At 64.9% G+C, this 16989-nt stretch carries 16 protein-coding genes; 15 read left to right on the top strand and 1 reads right to left on the bottom strand.

Going from position 1 to position 16989, the window contains the following annotated elements; genetic code table 11:
* The first annotated feature begins 98 nt into the window (after window positions 1–98).
* The 8 genes from ABWO90_RS16790 to ABWO90_RS16755 all read left to right on the top strand — a co-directional run bounded on the left by ABWO90_RS16790 (window position 99) and on the right by ABWO90_RS16755 (window position 7287).
* Window positions 99–1166 carry an ABC transporter substrate-binding protein gene (locus ABWO90_RS16790; protein WP_353192365.1) on the top strand — a complete coding sequence of 356 codons (1068 nt, stop codon included), beginning with the start codon at window positions 99–101 and terminating at the stop codon, window positions 1164–1166.
* Between the two features lie 23 nt (window positions 1167–1189).
* A complete protein-coding gene (locus ABWO90_RS16785; RefSeq protein ID WP_353192364.1) occupies window positions 1190–2275 on the top strand; it encodes an ABC transporter ATP-binding protein in 1086 nt (361 codons plus the stop codon).
* Entirely contained in the window at window positions 2272–3219 is a 948-nt protein-coding gene (locus ABWO90_RS16780) for an ABC transporter permease (RefSeq protein ID WP_353192363.1), read from the top strand. The genes ABWO90_RS16785 and ABWO90_RS16780 overlap by 4 nt, the downstream gene beginning before the upstream one ends.
* 11 nt (window positions 3220–3230) lie before the next feature.
* On the top strand, window positions 3231–4043 hold the full coding sequence (locus tag ABWO90_RS16775) for an ABC transporter permease (protein ID WP_353192362.1): 813 nt from the start codon (window positions 3231–3233) through the stop codon (window positions 4041–4043).
* Window positions 4044–4046: 3 nt separating this feature from the next.
* Window positions 4047–5147 (top strand): NAD(P)/FAD-dependent oxidoreductase, encoded by a 1101-nt coding sequence (locus ABWO90_RS16770; protein ID WP_353192361.1) that lies wholly within the window; start codon window positions 4047–4049, stop codon window positions 5145–5147.
* Window positions 5125–5433, top strand: a complete 309-nt coding sequence (locus ABWO90_RS16765; RefSeq protein ID WP_353192360.1) for a (2Fe-2S)-binding protein — start codon at window positions 5125–5127, stop codon at window positions 5431–5433. The genes ABWO90_RS16770 and ABWO90_RS16765 overlap by 23 nt, the downstream gene beginning before the upstream one ends.
* Window positions 5430–6863, top strand: a complete 1434-nt coding sequence (locus ABWO90_RS16760; protein ID WP_353192359.1) for an FAD/NAD(P)-dependent oxidoreductase — start codon at window positions 5430–5432, stop codon at window positions 6861–6863. Before ABWO90_RS16765 ends, ABWO90_RS16760 begins: the two co-directional genes overlap by 4 nt.
* Window positions 6864–6930: 67 nt before the next feature.
* A complete protein-coding gene (locus ABWO90_RS16755) occupies window positions 6931–7287 on the top strand; it encodes a RidA family protein (protein ID WP_353192358.1) in 357 nt (118 codons plus the stop codon).
* Window positions 7288–7389: 102 nt separating this feature from the next.
* Here the strand turns inward: ABWO90_RS16755 and panV are convergent, their stop codons facing one another.
* A complete protein-coding gene (panV, locus tag ABWO90_RS16750; RefSeq protein WP_353192357.1) occupies window positions 7390–8061 on the bottom strand; it encodes a pandorabactin biosynthesis transcriptional regulator PanV in 672 nt (223 codons plus the stop codon).
* 324 nt (window positions 8062–8385) lie between these two features.
* Here panV and ABWO90_RS16745 point away from each other — a divergent pair, with 324 nt between their 5' ends.
* The 7 genes from ABWO90_RS16745 to ABWO90_RS16715 all read left to right on the top strand — a co-directional run bounded on the left by ABWO90_RS16745 (window position 8386) and on the right by ABWO90_RS16715 (window position 16939).
* Window positions 8386–10359 carry an AMP-dependent synthetase/ligase gene (locus ABWO90_RS16745; RefSeq protein WP_353192356.1) on the top strand — a complete coding sequence of 658 codons (1974 nt, stop codon included), beginning with the start codon at window positions 8386–8388 and terminating at the stop codon, window positions 10357–10359.
* Window positions 10360–10414: 55 nt separating this feature from the next.
* A complete protein-coding gene (locus ABWO90_RS16740; RefSeq protein WP_353192355.1) occupies window positions 10415–11221 on the top strand; it encodes an ABC transporter ATP-binding protein in 807 nt (268 codons plus the stop codon).
* 54 nt (window positions 11222–11275) lie between these two features.
* A complete protein-coding gene (locus ABWO90_RS16735; RefSeq protein ID WP_353192354.1) occupies window positions 11276–12190 on the top strand; it encodes a branched-chain amino acid ABC transporter permease in 915 nt (304 codons plus the stop codon).
* Window positions 12191–12233: 43 nt separating this feature from the next.
* Window positions 12234–13310, top strand: coding sequence for a branched-chain amino acid ABC transporter permease (locus tag ABWO90_RS16730; RefSeq protein ID WP_353192353.1), 1077 nt, complete (start codon window positions 12234–12236; stop codon window positions 13308–13310).
* 113 nt (window positions 13311–13423) lie between these two features.
* Window positions 13424–14716, top strand: a complete 1293-nt coding sequence (locus tag ABWO90_RS16725) for an ABC transporter substrate-binding protein (RefSeq protein ID WP_353192402.1) — start codon at window positions 13424–13426, stop codon at window positions 14714–14716.
* Between the two features lie 110 nt (window positions 14717–14826).
* Window positions 14827–15639 (top strand): ABC transporter ATP-binding protein, encoded by an 813-nt coding sequence (locus tag ABWO90_RS16720; RefSeq protein ID WP_353192352.1) that lies wholly within the window; start codon window positions 14827–14829, stop codon window positions 15637–15639.
* 61 nt (window positions 15640–15700) lie between these two features.
* Window positions 15701–16939 carry a phenylacetate--CoA ligase family protein gene (locus ABWO90_RS16715; RefSeq protein WP_353192351.1) on the top strand — a complete coding sequence of 413 codons (1239 nt, stop codon included), beginning with the start codon at window positions 15701–15703 and terminating at the stop codon, window positions 16937–16939.
* Window positions 16940–16989: the final 50 nt, after the last annotated feature.

Raw genomic sequence — 16989 nt, 5'->3', positions numbered from 1 at the left:
CGAAAATGACCCTACGAAAACAACGCAATAGTTTGAGTTTTTCTCGTAATGCCGGGCCATAACATCATATAAAACCGCTTCACGCAAGGAGCTTCTCGATGAAGACTGTCGTCCCCCAAACGCTTCGCAAGCTGGGTCGCACCGCCACTCTGTCGGCGGGCGCGGCTGCATTCGTCCTCGGTGCGTCGCTGGCGCACGCCGACACCACGTTGTACGTCGGCGCCTATGGCGGTTCCTTCGAGCAGATGCTCAAGAAGGACGTCATTCCGGGCTTCGAAAAGGCCAACCCCGGCACGAAGGTCGTGATCGTGCCCGGTGATTCGACGACGACGCTCGCGAAACTCCAGGCGCAAAAAGGCAAGGCCGGCATGGACGTCGTGTTCCTCGACGACGGTCCGATGTATCAGGCCATTCAGATGGGCTTCTGCGGCAAGCTCGCCGACGCACCGGTCTATCAGGATCTGTACGACATTGCGAAGTTCAAGAGCGGTAACGCCGTGTCCGCCGGGCTGATCGCAACGGGCATCGCCTACAACACGCGCCTGTTCCAGGCGAAGGGCTGGCCCGCGCCGACGTCGTGGAAGGAACTGTCCGACCCGAAGTTCAAGGGCAAGCTCGTGATGCCGAGCATCAAGAACACCTACGGCCTGCATGCACTGCTCGTCGAGTCGAAGCTTAACGGCGGCAGCGACACCAACATCGATCCGGGCTTCCGCGAGATGGAGAAGATCGCACCGAACGTGCTGTCGTTCGACCCGTCGCCGGGCAAGATTGCCGAACTGTTCCAGGCCGACGAAGTGGCCATCTCCGTGTGGGGCAACGGTCGCGTGCAGGCGCTGCGCCAGCAGGGCATTCCCGTCGAGTTCGTCTATCCGAAGGAAGGCGCGGTGGCGCTGGGCATGGGCATGTGCGTGGTGGACAAGTCCGCCAACGACGCGCTCGCACAGAAGTTCGTCCAGATGATCCTCACGCCGCAGACGCAGTCGATTCTGGCCGAGAGCCAGGGCGTGGCCCCGGCCAACAAGAAGACGCAACTCTCGATGGCCGTGGCCTCGCGTGTGCCGTCGCCCGCGCAGATCGACAAGCTTGTGCGTGTCGACTGGGATGTCGTGAACGCCAAGCGTGCGGAATGGACGCAGCGCTGGAATCGTCAGATCGAGCGTTAAGTCGTCGGGAGAACACAAGCGTCATGAGCACCAGCACCCCCTATCTGCGTCTCGAGCAACTCGGCAAGCGCTACGGCGAAACCACGGCGGTCGAAGGCGTCGACCTGTCGATTGCGCAGGGCGAGTTCATCTCCCTGCTGGGTCCGTCCGGCTGCGGCAAGACCACCACGCTGCAGATGATCGCGGGATTCGTCGCGCCGAGCACTGGCCGTATCCTGCTCGAAGGTCGCGATCTCACGCCGGTGCCGCCGGAAAAGCGCGGGCTCGGTATCGTGTTTCAGAGCTACGCGCTGTTTCCGCATATGACCGTGGCGCAGAACGTGGCGTTCGGTCTGGACATGCGCCGCGTGGATGCGGGGCGCAAGCAACGCCGTGTGCAGGAGGCGCTGGAGCTGGTGCATCTCGGCCAGCATGCGCAGCGATATCCGCGTGAGCTGTCGGGCGGTCAGCGTCAGCGCGTGGCGCTCGCCCGCGCGCTGGTGATCGCACCGCCCGTGCTGTTGCTCGACGAGCCGCTCTCAAACCTCGACGCCAAGCTGCGCGAGCAGATGCAGGACGAATTGCGCGCGATTCAGCGTCAGGTCGGCACGACCACCATCATGGTCACGCACGATCAGGCCGAGGCGCTGGCCATCAGCGATCGCGTGGTACTGCTCAATGCCGGGCGCGTGGTGCGCATCGATACGCCGCACGACGTTTATGAAGACCCGCGTGCCACGTTCGCGGCGCATTTCATCGGGCAGACCAATCTCATCACCGGTCAGCTGGACGTGCGCGGCAGCGTGGCGGTGCTCGACGCGCAGGGGCACCGTTTGTCCGTGTCGCCGTTGCACGCGGGGACTTCTGCGGGTGGATCGGCCAGTGGGCCGGCGACGTTCAGCCTGCGTCCCGAGCGCATCCGTCTGACGTCGGCGACGGCCGGGCGGGTCGCGGGCCGGGTGGGGCAGCGCAGCTTCCACGGCAATCACTGGGTACTGACGGTGTCGACCGCGCTGGGCGAACTTCGCGTGCTTGTCTCGAACGATGGTGTGACGGCGGCCAACGACGGCGATGCCGTCGGTCTCGACTGGGCGGACGACGCGCTGCGTCTCGTGCAGGAGGGCGCATGAACGCCGCAACGTCGACGCCACCGGGCGATTCCAGCGTGCCCGCCGTGCGCTCTGCGAAGGCGTCGGGAGACCTCTCGCCCGAGGTCGCCGCCCAACGGCGCGCGGCCTGGGCGCTGGTCACGCCAGCCACGCTGTACTTCCTCGTGCTGCTGGCGGTGCCGCTGGTGCTGACGTTCGTATTGAGCCTGCACGGCTTCGATCCGAACAGTGGCGGCATTTTGCCGACGGTGTCGATGCAGCATTACGTCGACATTCTCACGGACAGCTATTTCTACGAAATTTTCCTGCGCACGTTGCTGCTCTCGGTCGGCGTGACGCTGCTGTGCGTGCTGGTCGGCGTGCCTGAGGCGTACATCCTCTTTCGCATGCGCGACCCGTGGCGCTCGCTGTGCCTGGTGCTCGTGCTCGGGCCGTTGCTCATCTCGGTGGTGGTGCGCACGCTGGGCTGGTCGATCCTGCTGGGCCGGGAAGGGCTGGTGAACGTGATGCTCACGAAGCTGGGGCTGATCGACCACCCGATGCAGATGCTCTTTACGATGGGGGCGGTCACCGTGGCGCTGGTCCACGTGCTCGTGCCGCTCATGGTGCTCTCGGTGTGGACATCGCTCACACGCCTCGATCCGGCGGTCTCGCACGCCGCGCGCTCGCTGGGGGCAGGACGCGCGACCGTCATGTGGCGTGTCGTGTTGCCGCAGATCACGCCGGGCATTCTCTCCGGCAGCCTGATCGTGTTCGCGCTGACGGCGAGCGCCTTCGCCACGCCTGCGCTGATCGGCGGACGCCGCCTGAAGGTCGTGGCAACGACCGCCTACGACGAATTCCTCGGCACGTTGAACTGGCCGCTCGGCGCGGCAATTGCCATCGTGCTGCTGATCGTCAATGTGGCCATCATCAGCGGCTACAACCGCGCACTCGAGAAGCGCTTCACGCGCCGGCTCGGTTGAGGGGAGGGCACATGAACGCATCCGATCGATATGACCGTAACGGCCTCGGGGCCACGGTGTTCCACGTGCTGTTTCTCGTTTTCATTCTGGCGCCGCTGGTGGTGGTGTGTCTGGTGGCGTTCACGCCGGACAATTTCCTGTCGATTCCGACGCAGCACTTCTCGTTGCGCTGGTTCGCGTCGCTCATGGACGACGAAGACTTTCAGTCGGCGCTGCGCACGAGTCTTTGGCTCGGCGTGACGTCGGCCAGCGTGTCGACGGCGCTGGCGGTGCCCACGGCGATGGGGCTCGCGCGCTACCGCTTCCCGGGACGCGACGCGATCAATTCGTTCCTGCTGTCGCCGCTGATGATTCCTCCTGTGGTGCTGGGCATTGCGTTTCTGCGGCTGTTCACGCTGCTCGACATGGGCGGCTCGTTCGTGAGCCTCGTGGCTTGCCACGCGTTGCTGATCTTTCCGTATGCGCTGCGCCTGATCATGGCGGCGCTGGTCGGGCAGGCCGACGAAGCCGAACGCGCGGCGCGCTCGCTCGGGGCGGGGCGCTGGACCACCTTCCGTCGCATCACGCTCCCGGCGATTCTGCCGGGCGTGGCGGGCGGCTGGGTGCTGGCCTTCATCAACAGTTTCGACGAACTCACGGCCACGATCTTCGTGACGTCGCCCACGACGATCACGCTGCCCGTGCGCATCTACATGAACATGAGCGAGACGGTCGACCCGAGCGTGGCGGCGATCTCGACGCTGCTCATCGGGCTGACGCTGGCGGTCATGCTGTTGCTCGACCGCATCTACGGACTGAACAAGGTTCTGGTTGGAAATCACTAAAACATGCAAAAGACATACGATATCGCCGTGATCGGCGGTGGCCTCGTCGGCATGGCGATTGCCTACGGGCTCGCCAAGCGCGGGCAGCGCGTCGTCGTGTGCGATGGCGAGGACAACTCGCTGCGTGCCGCGCGAGGCAACTTCGGTCTGGTCTGGGTGCAGGGCAAGGGCGTGACATGCACGAACTACGCCCGCTGGTCGCTGCATTCGGCCAACACCTGGCAAGGCTTTGCCGACGAATTGCTGGCCCGCACCGGTGTGTCCGTCGGGTTTCAGCGCCCCGGCGGGTTCAACATCGCGCAGACAGCCGAGGAGCTGGCCGTCAAGGTCGAGAGCATGCGCAAGCTCAAGGAGGCAGAGCCGGCGCTCGTGTACGGCGTGCTCGATCACGACGCGCTTGCCGAGCGTTTGCCGGCTATCGGCCCCGATGTGGCGGGCGCCATCTATTCCCCGAACGACGGACACGTGAGCCCGCTGTACACGCTGCGCGCCTTGTTCGATGCGTTCGAGCAGGCCGGCGGCGAGTACGCGCCGAATGTGCGCGTCACCGACATTCGTCAGGTGGGCAGCGCGTTTCGCGTGCACATGGGCGACACGTCGCTCGAGGCTGGACGCGTGGTGCTTGCCGCCGGTCTGGGCAATCGCGACCTTGCGCCGATGGTCGGCCTGTCGGCCCCGGTCAAGCCGTTGCGCGGCCAGATCCTGGTCACGGAGCGCGTCAAACCGTTTCTCGACTATCCGACGATCTATGTGCGGCAAACGGTCGAAGGCTCGGTCATGCTGGGCGACTCGGCCGAAGACGTGGGATTCAACGACGGTGTAACACCCGACGTGCTCGCCGACATCGCCCGTCGCGGCATCGCGCCATTCCCGTTGCTCAAGAACGTGCGCGTGGTGCGCGCGTGGGGCGCATTGCGGGTGATGACGGCAGACGGCCTGCCCATCTACGAGGCGTCCGAGGCGTGCCCCGGCGCGTTCCTCGCGACCTGTCACAGCGGCGTGACGCTTGCCGCCGCCCACTGCGAAACCATCGCACCGTGGATTCTCGGCGCCGAGCGCCCCCAGCTTCTGGATCACTTCTATGCCAAACGTTTCGCTGCTTAAGTCGCTGGCGCGCAAGGACAGCGCGACGGTGCGGATGTTTATCGATGCGTCGCCGGTCGATGTGCCGGCCGACATGAATGTGGCCGCCGCGTTGCTCTTCGCAGGCGTGAGCGCGTGCCGCACCACGCCGGTGAGCGGCAGCGAACGCGCACCGTTCTGCATGATGGGCGTGTGCTTCGACTGTCTCGTCGAGATCGACGGCGTGCCGAATCGCCAGGGGTGCATGACGCCCGTGCGCGAAGGCATGCAGGTGCGCCGCATGGATGGCGCGAGGAGTGTGGCATGAGCGTGAAGCCGGTGGACTTGTTGATTGTCGGCGCGGGACCGGCCGGATTGGCCGCAGCGCTCGAAGCAAAGCGTCACGGGCTGGCGCCGCTCGTCGTTGATGAAAACGCATTGCCGGGCGGTCAGATCTATCGCAGCGTGAGCCGCTCGCCGCTGGCGGACCCGGGCGTGCTCGGGCCGGACTATCTGCGCGGGCGCGAACTGGTCGACGCATTTACGTCGGCGGGTATCGACTACTGGCCGCAGACGCTGGCGTGGCAGATCGGCGCGGACAAGCGGGTGTCGGTGACGCGCCAGGGCGCGGGCGGCGGTACGTTGCAGATCCAGGCGGGTGCCATCGTGCTGGCGGGCGGCGCGCAGGAGCGTCCGTTCCCGATCCCGGGCTGGACGTTGCCCGGCGTGATGGGCGTGGGCGCGGCGCAAACCTTGCTCAAGGCGTCGGCGCTGGTGCCGGACACCCCCGCGGTGCTGGCCGGGTGCGGGCCGCTGCTGTATCTGTTCGCGTGGCAGTTGATCAACGCAGGCGTACCGGTGCGCGCGATTCTCGATACGGCACCGGCGGATGGACGTCGTGAGGCGCTGCGTCATGCCGGTGGGGCGCTGCGGGCGCCGTCGTACCTGATGAAGGGCTTCCGGCTGCTGCGCGCGATTCGTGCGGCGGGCGTGCAGCATGTGAAGCATGTCGATGCCTTGCGGGTGATCGGCGAGACGCGGGCGGAAGGTATCGAATATGTCGTGGACGGTCAGACACGACGTATCGACACGGCGCTGGTGCTGTTGCATCAGGGGGTGATCCCGAACACGCAGGTGACACGCTCGATCGGTTGCGAGCACGTGTGGGACACGGCGCAGTTGTGCTGGCGTCCGGCGACAGACGCGTGGGGCGAGACCAGCCTGCCGGGCATCTTCGTGGCAGGCGACGGCGCGGGCATCGGCGGGGCGCTTGCGGCGGAGCCGTCGGGGCGGCTGGCGGCGGTGCAAGCCGCGGTGAAGCTGGGCAAGCTCGACGGCGCGAAGCGCGATTCGCGCGCGCTGACGCTGCGTCGTGAGCTTGCGACGCACACGGCGATCCGGCCGTTCCTCGACGCGTTGTATCGCCCGTCGGACGCCTTCCGTGCGCCTGCCGACGACAGCACGGTGGTGTGCCGTTGCGAGGAGGTCACGGCGGGTGATGTGCGCCGCATGGCCAGGCTCGGCTGCGTCGGCCCGAATCAGACGAAGACGTTTTCGCGCTGCGGCATGGGGCCGTGCCAGGGGCGCTTCTGTGGCCTGACCGTGGCCGAGTTGCTGGCGGAGTCGCAAGGTTGCGCGGTGCCGGATGTCGGGTACTACCGCATTCGTCCGCCGATCAAGCCGGTAACGCTGGGCGAGTTGGCCGTGGCGGTCGACGCGCCCGAGTTCCTGAGCGAGCGCGCAGGTTTCCCCAAGTAGACGAAGTGGCCGGCGAGCTGGCCGGCCGTTCGTCTGCTGCTTTTTATTCCTTTTGGAGATGTGGTCAATGAGCGATATCCAGCGCCATCATACGAATGCACGGATGAGCCGTGTCGTGGTGCATAACGGTACGGTGTACATCGGGGGCCAGACGGCGGACGACCGCAGTCAGGACATCGACGGACAGACGCGGCAAGTGCTGGCGAAGATCGACGGGTATCTGAAAGACGCCGGGATCGACAAGTCGCGCCTGCTCTCTGCGCAAGTGTGGCTCAAGGACATCGAGTCGGACTTCGCAGGCATGAACGCCGTCTGGGACGCGTGGACGAGCCCGGGCAACACGCCGACGCGCGCCACGGTGGAGTCGCGCCTTGCGGCGCCGGACCTGCTCGTCGAGATCGCAGTGATCGCCGCGGCCGCCTGATTCCTTCGGGAAACTCGCTAGCAGGAAAAAAGGCTCGCAGTCTGCTGCGAGCCTTTTTCTTTGGTCTCGTCCGCCCGTGTCTACGGGGCGACGACGCGGACACTACATCCCGAATTCCCGAAGCCCTTCCAGATCGAGAATCGTCAGGACGCCGTAGTCCACCTTCACGAGTCCTGCCTGTTCCAGCACCTTGAGCGCGAGGTTGACGCGCTGTCGGGAGACCCCGGCCAGATAGCTCAGTTCTTCCTGTGAAATCTGCACGGTGTTGTCGTCGGACGGATAGAGGTTCGGGTTGAACATCGACGACAGCGACCGGGCGACGCGAGCGTCCGTATCGAGCAGGCGTTCGTGCTCGACCGCAGCGATGAATTGTCCGAGACGCTCGTTGAGCTGAAGCGTGAGAAACCGGTTGAAGGGAATGCTCGTATCGAGCAACCAGTCGAACGTGGCGATCGGCATGTGAGCGAGTACCGAATCGCGCAGCGCCATCACGTCGTACTTGCGGTGCTCGCGCTTGAGCACCGAACCTTCCCCGAACCATGCGCCCGCCGGCACGCCGGTAAACGTCACCGACTTGCCGCTGGCCGACGCCGTCGCAATTTTCACCAGTCCTTCGATCACACCGAACCACGCGTGCGACGGGTCGCCCTTGCGGCACACGTAGGTGCCCGCGTCGACCGGTCGCACCTGAATCTCGGCCACCACGCGCTGACGTTGTTCCGGCGTCAGGCCCTGGGCCCAGGCGCTGCGTTGCAGCAGGGTTTCGAGAGACATATAGGGACTTTCCCTTGATTGTCGTCCTGGTGACAAATCCGCCGTGGGTCATGAGGTATCTTCGCCTTGCCTGACGACGGCGAGACAAGCACTCATGGCGCTGCAGCACGGCGCCGAAGCACAAGTATAGAAGCTGCCCGCAGCCGGGCATAGTCGTCGCCGAACCGCAGTCTGCTTCAGATCAAATCAAAAAATAGCGATGTCGCTTGCCGACGTCCACAGCAGTAGGGAGCGTGCCGGAAGCCACACCTGCACGCGCGCCGACCGAGCCACGCCACTCCCCCTCGACAAGCGTCGAAACGTGGCGAGACACAGGAGACAGGCATGCAGGAGCGGACCACCTTTCCGCGTTTGTTGCTGGCCCATGCGGCAACGCGCGGCGCTCGCACGGCGTATCGGGAAAAAGATCTGGGGATCTGGCAAAGCTGGAGCTGGGCGCAAGCCGCGCAGGAAGTCCGCATGCTCGCATGCGCGCTGGCCGCCGCCGGGTTCAAGCGCGGCGACAACCTCGCCATTGTCGGCAACAATCGTGTGCGCCTTTACTGGGCGATGACGGCGGCCCAGGCCCTCGGCGGTGTCGCGGTGCCGCTGTATCAGGACGCCGTGGCCGCCGAGATGATCCACGTGCTCGAAGACGCCGAGATCGACTTCGCCATCGTCGAAGATCAGGAGCAGGTCGACAAGATGCTGGAGTTGCGCACGCAGGTGCCGCGACTGTCGAACATCATCTTCGAAGACCCGCGAGGCCTGCGCAATTACGATGCCCCAGGCCTGCGCAGCTACGACGCGGCGATGGAGGCGGGCCGTGACTTCAACGCCAGGCATCCGCGCTTCTTCGATGAAGCCGTGGCCGCCGGCGACCCCGGCGACACCGCGACCATCCTCTATACGTCGGGCACCACGGGCAAACCCAAAGGCGTTTGCCATTCGCATGCCGGACTGATCGGCGCGGCCTATCACGGCAGCACGTTCGACCGGCTCGGCCCGGGCGACGAAGTGCTGTCGTACCTGCCGATGGCATGGGTTGGCGACCATTTGTTCTCGTATGCGCAAGCGCTGGTCGCCGGCTTCACGGTCAACTGTCCCGAATCGCCCGACACGATCGCCACCGACATGCGCGAGATCGGCCCTACGTATTACTTCGCCCCGCCGCGCGTGTACGAAAACGTGCTCACGCAGGTGATGATCCGCATGGAAGACGCGAACCGCCTCAAGCGCAAGATGTTCGCCCATTTCATGGATGTGGCGAACCGGTGCGGTGCGGCGGTGCTCGACGGCCGTCCGGTGGGGCTCTTCGACCGGTTGCAGTACGCCGTCGGCAGCTTCTGCGTGTACGGCCCGCTGCGCAATACGCTCGGCATGAGCCGCATTCGTACCGCCTATACCGCCGGGGAAGCCATCGGTCCGGATCTGTTCCGGTTCTATCGCGCCATCGGCGTCAATCTGAAGCAGTTTTACGGGCAGACGGAGACCTGCGCCTACGTGTGTCTGCAACCTGACCGTCAGGTCCGCTTCGACAGCGTGGGACCGGTCGCCCCGGGCATGGAAATCAAGATCGGCGAGAGCGGCGAAGTGCTGGTGCGCGGTGTCGGCCTGCTCAAGGAATATCACAAGCGCCCCGACGCCACGCGCGAGGCGCTCGACGAAGCGGGCTACTTCCGCACGGGCGACGCGGGCATCATCGACGACGACGGCCATCTGCGCATCATCGATCGTGCCAAGGACGTGGGCAAGCTCGCCTGCGGCTCGCTGTTCGCGCCGAAGTACATCGAGAACAAGCTCAAGTTCTTCTCGTACATCAAGGAGGCGGTGGCGTTCGGCGACGGCCGCGACGGTGTCTGCGCGTTCATCAACATCGACTTCGACGCCGTGGGCAACTGGGCGGAGCGGCAAAACCTCGCCTACGCCGGCTACCTCGACCTGGCCGGCAACCCGCGCGTGGCCGAGCTGATTCTGGGATGTGTCGACGCCGTGAATGCCGACCTCGCCAAGGAGTCGGCCTTCGCCGCCGCGCAGGTTCGGCGCTTCGTGATCCTGCACAAGGAACTCGATCCGGACGACGACGAACTCACGCGCACGCGCAAGGTGCGGCGCGCATTCATCGCGCAGAAATACGAGCCGCTGGTCGACGCGTTCTATTCGGGCAAGTCGGCACAGTTCATCGAAACCCGCGTGAAGTTCGAAGACGGTCGAGAGGGGAGTGTGAGCGCCACGCTCACGATTCATCCGGCCCGCGTGATCGGTGCGCGCTCGCCTGTCGACGATCCTGCGCCTGTGAAGATGCGCTGCGCGGCCTGACCGTCCCCAACGCTCGCTTTTTCTGAACCCAGCCCGGCAATTTGCAGGAGATGGCATGAACGACAACCGCAAGACCGGCGACGTACTGCTCGATCTGCAGCACATCAGCCTGTCGTTTGGTGGCGTCAAGGCGCTCACGGACATTTCGTTCGACGTTCGCGAACACGAGATCCGCGCGATCATCGGCCCGAACGGCGCCGGCAAGAGCTCCATGCTCAATGTGATCAACGGCGTGTATCACCCGCAGCAGGGCACCATCGTGTTTCGCGGCAAGGTGCGCCAGCGCATGCATCCGACCTCGGCGGCGCGTCAGGGCGTGGCGCGCACGTTCCAGAACATCGCGCTGTTCAAGGGCATGACCGTGCTCGACAACATCATGACCGGACGCAACACCCGCATGCGCTCGGGGCTGCTTGCCAGCGCGATCTGGTGGGGCAAGGCGCGCGACGAGGAGATGGCCAATCGCGCCAAGGTCGAGGAGATCATCGACTTCCTCGAAATCCAGCACATTCGCAAGACCCCGGTGGGGCGCCTGCCGTACGGCCTGCAAAAGCGCGTGGAACTGGCGCGCGCGCTGGCGGCAGAGCCCGAGTTGCTGCTGCTCGACGAGCCGATGGCCGGCATGAACCTCGAAGAGAAGCGCGACATGTGCCGCTTCATTCTCGAAGTCAACGAAGAGTTCGGCACGACCATCGTGCTGATCGAGCACGACATGGGCGTGGTGATGGACATCTCCGACCGTGTGGTGGTGCTCGATTACGGCAAGAAGATCGGCGACGGCGCCCCGGCGGATGTCCGCTCGGATCCGGAAGTCATTCGCGCTTATCTCGGCGCTGCGCACGGCGTGCCGGCAGCGGCCTGACTGGGCCGGGCGGCCCGAACGAATCGAAGCGACGTTGGCAACAGGGAGACATCGATGCAGTTCTTTATGGAAATCCTGATCGGCGGGTTGCTCTCGGGGGTGATGTACTCCCTCGTGGCGCTCGGCTTCGTGCTGATCTTCAAGGCGTCGGGCGTGTTCAACTTCGCGCAGGGCGCGATGGTGTACTTCGCCGCACTGTCCGTGGTCGGCCTGATGGAGCACGGGTTGCCGCTGTGGGCGGCGGCCATCGGGGCGTTCTTCGTGATGGTGGTGATGAGCATGGCCACCGAGCGCTTCGTCCTGCGCAAGCTGGTGAACCAGTCGCCCATCACGCTGTTCATGGCGACCATCGGCCTGTCGTTCTTCCTCGAAGGTCTTGCGCCGCTGCTGTGGGGCAACGAAGTGCGCCCGCTGTCGCTCGGCATCGTCGACGAGCCGATCGCATCGATCATGGACTCGACGGGCATTCTCGTGAGCAGCTTCGATCTGGCGGCCGCCGGCATTGCGGCGGTGCTCGTGGCGCTGCTCGCCCTCTTCTTCAAGGCGACGAGCATCGGCCGTGCGTTGCGCGCCGTGGCCGACGATCACCAGGCGGCGCTCTCGCTGGGCATTCCCTTGCAACGCATCTGGGTCGTGGTGTGGAGCGTGTCGGGGTTCGTGGCGCTCGTGGCCGGCATGCTGTGGGGATCGCGCAACGGCGTGCAGTTCGCACTCACGATGACGGCGCTCAAGGCCCTGCCGGTCCTGATTCTGGGCGGCTTTACCTCGATCCCGGGGGCGATTGTCGGCGGGCTGATCATCGGTGCGGCCGAAAAGCTTGCCGAGATCTATGTGCCGCAACTGCTGCAAAGCCAGTTCGGCGGCAACTTCGGGGGCATCGAAGGCTGGTTCCCGTATGTCTTCGCCCTGCTGTTCCTGCTGGTCCGCCCGGAAGGGCTGTTCGGCGAACGTCACATCGATCGCGTCTGACGGTCTACGTCCGAAGCACCCGTCATCATCGCAGAGGCCATTCATGTTCTATCGCGAAGCAGGGCAGTTCAAGACCTCGTACGAAGCCGACAGCCAGATCTTCCCGATCCGTCAGGACCGGGTGAGCGTGGGCGTCGTGCTGGCCGTGGCGTTCGGCGTATTGCCGTGGGTCGCCTCGGAATACTGGCTCACGGCGATTCTCGTGCCGTTTCTCGTGTTCTCGCTGGCCGCTCTCGGCCTGAACATCCTGACGGGCTACGCCGGGCAACTGTCGCTCGGCACGGCGGCGTTCATGGCGGTGGGCGCGTACGCGTCGTACAACTTCCAGTTGCGCATCGAGGGGATGCCGATTCTCGCGTCGTTCGCGCTGGGCGGCGTGTGCGCCGCGCTCGTGGGCATTGCGTTCGGTCTGCCGTCGCTGCGCATCAAGGGCTTCTATCTGGCCGTCGCCACGCTTGCGGCGCAGTTCTTCGTGCTCTGGGTGCTGACGAAATTTCCGTGGCTCTCGAACAATAGCTCGTCGGGCGTCATCACCGCGCAGAAGATCTCGCTGTTCGGTGTGGACGTCGACACCCCCGTGCGCAAGTACCTGTTCGTGCTCGGCGTGGTGACGCTCATGGCGCTAGTGGCGAAGAACCTCGTGCGCTCGCACATCGGCCGCGCCTGGATGGCGGTGCGCGACATGGACGTGGCCGCTGAAGTCATCGGCATTCCGCTCATGCGCGTGAAGCTGCTGGCCTTCGCCGTGAGTTCCTTCTATTGCGGCGTGGCGGGCGCGCTGTACGCGTACTGCTATCTCGGCTCGGTGGAGCCTGACGGTTTCTCGCTCGACCTGTCGTTTCGCATTCTGTTCATGATCATCATCGGCGGCGTGGGCAGCATTCTGGGCAGCTTCCTCGGCGCCGCCTTCATTCTGCTGCTGCCGATTCTGCTCGACAGCACGCTCCCGGCGGTCGCGTCGTTCCTGCATCTGCCATTTACCAACGCCACCGTCTCGCACATCCAGTTGATGGTGTTCGGCGGTCTCATCATCTTTTTCCTGATTGTCGAACCGCATGGGCTGGCGCGGCTTTGGCAAATTGCCAAGGAGAAGCTGCGCATCTGGCCCTTCCCGCATTGAGGTTTCCCCGTGCCGCACGCGTTGTCGCGTGGGGCCGGCGCATGTTTTGCCTTAGATAAAACCACAGACGGAGACACAGCATGAACACGAAACAGTTGACGGCATCGCTGGGCATGGCGCTAGTGCTCGGCATGGGGGCCGCAGGCACGGGGTTCGCGCAGTCGAACGACCAGTTCATTGCGCTGGCCGACTATCGCGTCGGACCGTATGGCGCGAACGGCCAGTCGTTCTACGGCGGCTTCATCGATTATCTGCAATACGTGAACATGAAGAACGGCGGCGTGAACGGCGTGAAGCTCACGTGGGAGGAGTGCGAGACCGAGTACAACAACGCCAAGGGTGTGGAGTGCTACGAGCGTCTCAAGGGCAAGAACCCCGTGACCAAGGGCACGGCGTATCACACGATGGCGACCGGCATTTCCTACGCGCTGATCGACAAGACGGCGACCGATCAGGTGCCGCTCGTGATGATGGGGTACGGGCGCACCGACGCCGTGGACGGCTCGGTATTCCCGTGGGCCTTCCCGCTGGTCACGACCTATCAGATGCAGGCGTCGGCCATCATCAAGTTCCTCGCGGACAAGAACGGCGGCTCGCTCAACGGCAAGAAGATCGTCTTCCTGTATCACGACTCGGCTTACGGCAAGGAGCCGATCGTCGCCATGCAGGCGGAATCGAAGATTCACAAGTTCAACCTGGTGGAGATCCCGGTCGCGCACCCGGGCAACGAGCAGGGCGCGCAGTGGCTGCGTATTCGTCAGGAGAACCCGGACTACGTGGTCTTCTGGGGCTGGGGCGTGATGAACCAGACCGCGCTCAAGGCCGCGCAGAAAGTGGGCTATCCGCGCGAGAAGATCATCGGCAGCTGGTGGGCGGGGTCTGAAGAGGACACCATTCCTGCCGGTCCGGCCGCCAAGGGCTACATGAGCGCGACGTGGAACGTGGCGGGCAAGCAGGTGCCGCTGATCGCCGACATCGAGAAGGTGGTCTACGGCGCAGGCAAGGGCAACATGCAAGATCCGTCGAAGGTCGGCTCGGTGCTCTACAACCGCGGCGTGTCGGCGGCGGTCGCGACGGTCGAGGCGCTCAACACCGCGCAGAACAAGTTCGGCAAGGGCAAGGTCATGACGCCGGTGCAGGTGCGTTGGGCGTTCGAGAACCTGAACATCGACGGGGCGCGACTCAAGGCCATTGGCGCCACCGGCCTGCTGCCTGACATCAAGACGAGCTGTGAAGACCACGAAGGCTCGGGCAAGGTGCGTATTCAGCAGTGGGACGGCGCCAAGTGGGTGATGGTGTCCGACTGGATCGAAGGCAACCGTCGACTGATTCACCCGCTGTTCGAAGCGTCGGCCAAGCAGTACGCGAAGGAAAAGGGCATTACGCCCGCCTGCTACAAGATGTGATCGACGCTGTCGCCGCCTGTACGCGAAAGCGTGGACGGCGGGCGGCGACGGCGCTCACAGACGACTCACGGCCGGTGACGGACCCGGCGGCATCGATTTCGGAGTGATGCATGGAAGCGAGTTTGCGCGTCAACAATATCGAAGTCATTTACGACCACGTCATTCTGGTGCTCAAGGGCGTGTCGCTGATCGTGCCGGATGGCAAGATCGTGGCACTGCTCGGCGCCAACGGTGCGGGCAAGAGTACGACGCTCAAGGCGATATCGAACCTGCTGCACGCCGAGCGCGGCGAGGTGACGAAGGGCACCATCGACTATCGCGGCGAGCGCGTCGAGAAGCTTTCGCCCAACGGGCTGGTCAAGCGCGGGGTGATTCAGGTGATGGAAGGGCGTCATTGCTTCGGGCATCTGACGATCGAAGAGAACCTGCTCACCGGTGCTTACGTGCGTCACGCCTCGCGCAGTGCCCAGCAGCACGCGCTGGAGCGCATCTACGCGTACTTCCCGCGTTTGAAGACGCGGCGCAAGTCGCAGGCCGGCTACACCTCGGGTGGCGAGCAGCAGATGTGCGCGATCGGCCGCGCCATGATGGCGCAGCCGTCGATGATTCTGCTCGACGAACCGTCGATGGGCCTCGCGCCGCAGATCGTCGAAGAGATCTTCACGATCGTGCGCGACCTGAACCAGCGCGAGAACGTCAGCTTCCTGCTGGCCGAGCAGAACACGATGGCCGCGCTGCGTTATGCGGACTACGGCTACATCCTCGAGAACGGTCGCGTGGTGATGGACGGCGACGCCGCGTCCCTACGGGATAACGAGGACGTGAAAGAGTTCTATCTCGGCATTGCCAAAGACGGGGCGAGCAGCGCGGGAAGCTTCCGCAACGTCAAGAGCTACCGCCGGCGCAAGCGCTGGATCGCGTAAGCGACACCGGGGTGCAGGCGCCCCCTTGCAGACCGATCATCCTCTACGTATTCCCGTCTATATGAACGATTACTTCGACACGCTGGAAACCCGTGCGCCGGAGGTTCGCGAGAAGGCACTGCTGGCGGCGCTGCCCGCGCAGGTGTCGCATGCCCGCACGCACGCGGCGTATTTTTCGCAATTGCTCGGGGACATCGACGCGAGCCGGATCGGCACGCGCGATGCGCTTGCCGGTCTGCCCGTCACGCGCAAGTCGGATCTGACGGCATATCAATCGAAGCATCCGCCGCTGGGCGGTCTGAACGCCACGCCCGTCGGCGCGCTGGCGCATGTCTATCAATCGCCCGGCCCGATCTACGAGCCGGACGGACGCGGGAGCGACTGGTGGCGTTTCGCCCGCGCGATGTTCGCGGCCGGTTTGCGCCCGGGGGATCTGGTCTACAACACCTACTCGTATCACTTCACGCCGGCCGGGATGATGATCGAGACGGGGGCAACGCGGCTCGGTTGCTGCGTGTTTCCGGCGGGTGTCGGGCAGACCGAGTTGCAACTCGAGGCGATTCGTCACCTGAAGCCGGTGGCCTACGCTGGCACGCCTTCGTTCCTGAAGATTCTCATCGAGAAGAGCGAAGCGGCCGGGGCGGACATCAGCAGTATCCGTCGCGCGACGCTCTCCGGCGAGGCGCTGCCGCCGTCGCTGCGCGAGTGGTTCAACGGTCGGGGCATCACCGCACGCCAGTTATATGGCACGGCGGACCTCGGATTGATCGCGTTCGAGAGCGATGCCCAGGCGGGGCTGATCGTCGACGAGAATGTGCTGGTGGAACTGGTCGAGCCGGGCGGTACCCGCCCCGTGGCCGACGGTGAAATCGGCGAGGTGGTCGTGACGAACTTCAATCCCGATTACCCGCTGATCCGGTTCGCCACGGGCGACCTGTCGGCAGTGCAGCCCGGCATCAGTCCGTGCGGACGTACCAACGTTCGGCTCAAGGGATGGCTCGGTCGTGCCGATCAGACGGTCAAGGTGCGCGGCATGTTCGTGCATCCGGGGCAGATCGGCGAGATTGGCCGGCGTTATCCGGAACTCGTTCGCGTGCGTCTGCGCGTGGAGGGCAGGGTGGGCGACGACCGCATGCGCCTGCTGTGCGAGACGAACGAGGCGCCGCCCGAGGGGCTGGCGGCACGGGTGCAGGAAACGCTGCGCGATGTGACGCGGCTGCGCGGCGAGGTCGATTTCGTCGCCAGCGGCACGTTGCCGTCCGACGGCAAGCTGGTGGAAGATGCGCGGGCCTACGATTGATCGGCCGCTAACGGGCGACGCAGGGTAGCGGTCCTGCGTCGGCCCAGCCC

Source organism: Pandoraea pnomenusa, from assembly GCF_040391475.1.
Lineage (GTDB): Bacteria > Pseudomonadota > Gammaproteobacteria > Burkholderiales > Burkholderiaceae > Pandoraea > Pandoraea pnomenusa_C.
Note: the sequence above shows the minus strand (reverse complement) of the source record. Positions and strands in the feature narration are given on the sequence as shown.

Excerpts from the sequence above, each read along its gene's own strand:
- ABWO90_RS16790 (WP_353192365.1), top strand. The coding sequence starts at position 99 with ATGAAGACTGTCGTCCCCCAAACGCTTCGCAAGCTGGGTCGCACCGCC.
- ABWO90_RS16785 (WP_353192364.1), top strand. The coding sequence starts at position 1,190 with ATGAGCACCAGCACCCCCTATCTGCGTCTCGAGCAACTCGGCAAGCGC.
- ABWO90_RS16780 (WP_353192363.1), top strand. The coding sequence starts at position 2,272 with ATGAACGCCGCAACGTCGACGCCACCGGGCGATTCCAGCGTGCCCGCC.
- ABWO90_RS16775 (WP_353192362.1), top strand. The coding sequence starts at position 3,231 with ATGAACGCATCCGATCGATATGACCGTAACGGCCTCGGGGCCACGGTG.
- ABWO90_RS16770 (WP_353192361.1), top strand. The coding sequence starts at position 4,047 with ATGCAAAAGACATACGATATCGCCGTGATCGGCGGTGGCCTCGTCGGC.
- ABWO90_RS16765 (WP_353192360.1), top strand. The coding sequence starts at position 5,125 with ATGCCAAACGTTTCGCTGCTTAAGTCGCTGGCGCGCAAGGACAGCGCG.
- ABWO90_RS16760 (WP_353192359.1), top strand. The coding sequence starts at position 5,430 with ATGAGCGTGAAGCCGGTGGACTTGTTGATTGTCGGCGCGGGACCGGCC.
- ABWO90_RS16755 (WP_353192358.1), top strand. The coding sequence starts at position 6,931 with ATGAGCGATATCCAGCGCCATCATACGAATGCACGGATGAGCCGTGTC.
- panV (WP_353192357.1), bottom strand. The coding sequence starts at position 8,061 with ATGTCTCTCGAAACCCTGCTGCAACGCAGCGCCTGGGCCCAGGGCCTG.
- ABWO90_RS16745 (WP_353192356.1), top strand. The coding sequence starts at position 8,386 with ATGCAGGAGCGGACCACCTTTCCGCGTTTGTTGCTGGCCCATGCGGCA.
- ABWO90_RS16740 (WP_353192355.1), top strand. The coding sequence starts at position 10,415 with ATGAACGACAACCGCAAGACCGGCGACGTACTGCTCGATCTGCAGCAC.
- ABWO90_RS16735 (WP_353192354.1), top strand. The coding sequence starts at position 11,276 with ATGCAGTTCTTTATGGAAATCCTGATCGGCGGGTTGCTCTCGGGGGTG.
- ABWO90_RS16730 (WP_353192353.1), top strand. The coding sequence starts at position 12,234 with ATGTTCTATCGCGAAGCAGGGCAGTTCAAGACCTCGTACGAAGCCGAC.
- ABWO90_RS16725 (WP_353192402.1), top strand. The coding sequence starts at position 13,424 with ATGGCGCTAGTGCTCGGCATGGGGGCCGCAGGCACGGGGTTCGCGCAG.
- ABWO90_RS16720 (WP_353192352.1), top strand. The coding sequence starts at position 14,827 with ATGGAAGCGAGTTTGCGCGTCAACAATATCGAAGTCATTTACGACCAC.
- ABWO90_RS16715 (WP_353192351.1), top strand. The coding sequence starts at position 15,701 with ATGAACGATTACTTCGACACGCTGGAAACCCGTGCGCCGGAGGTTCGC.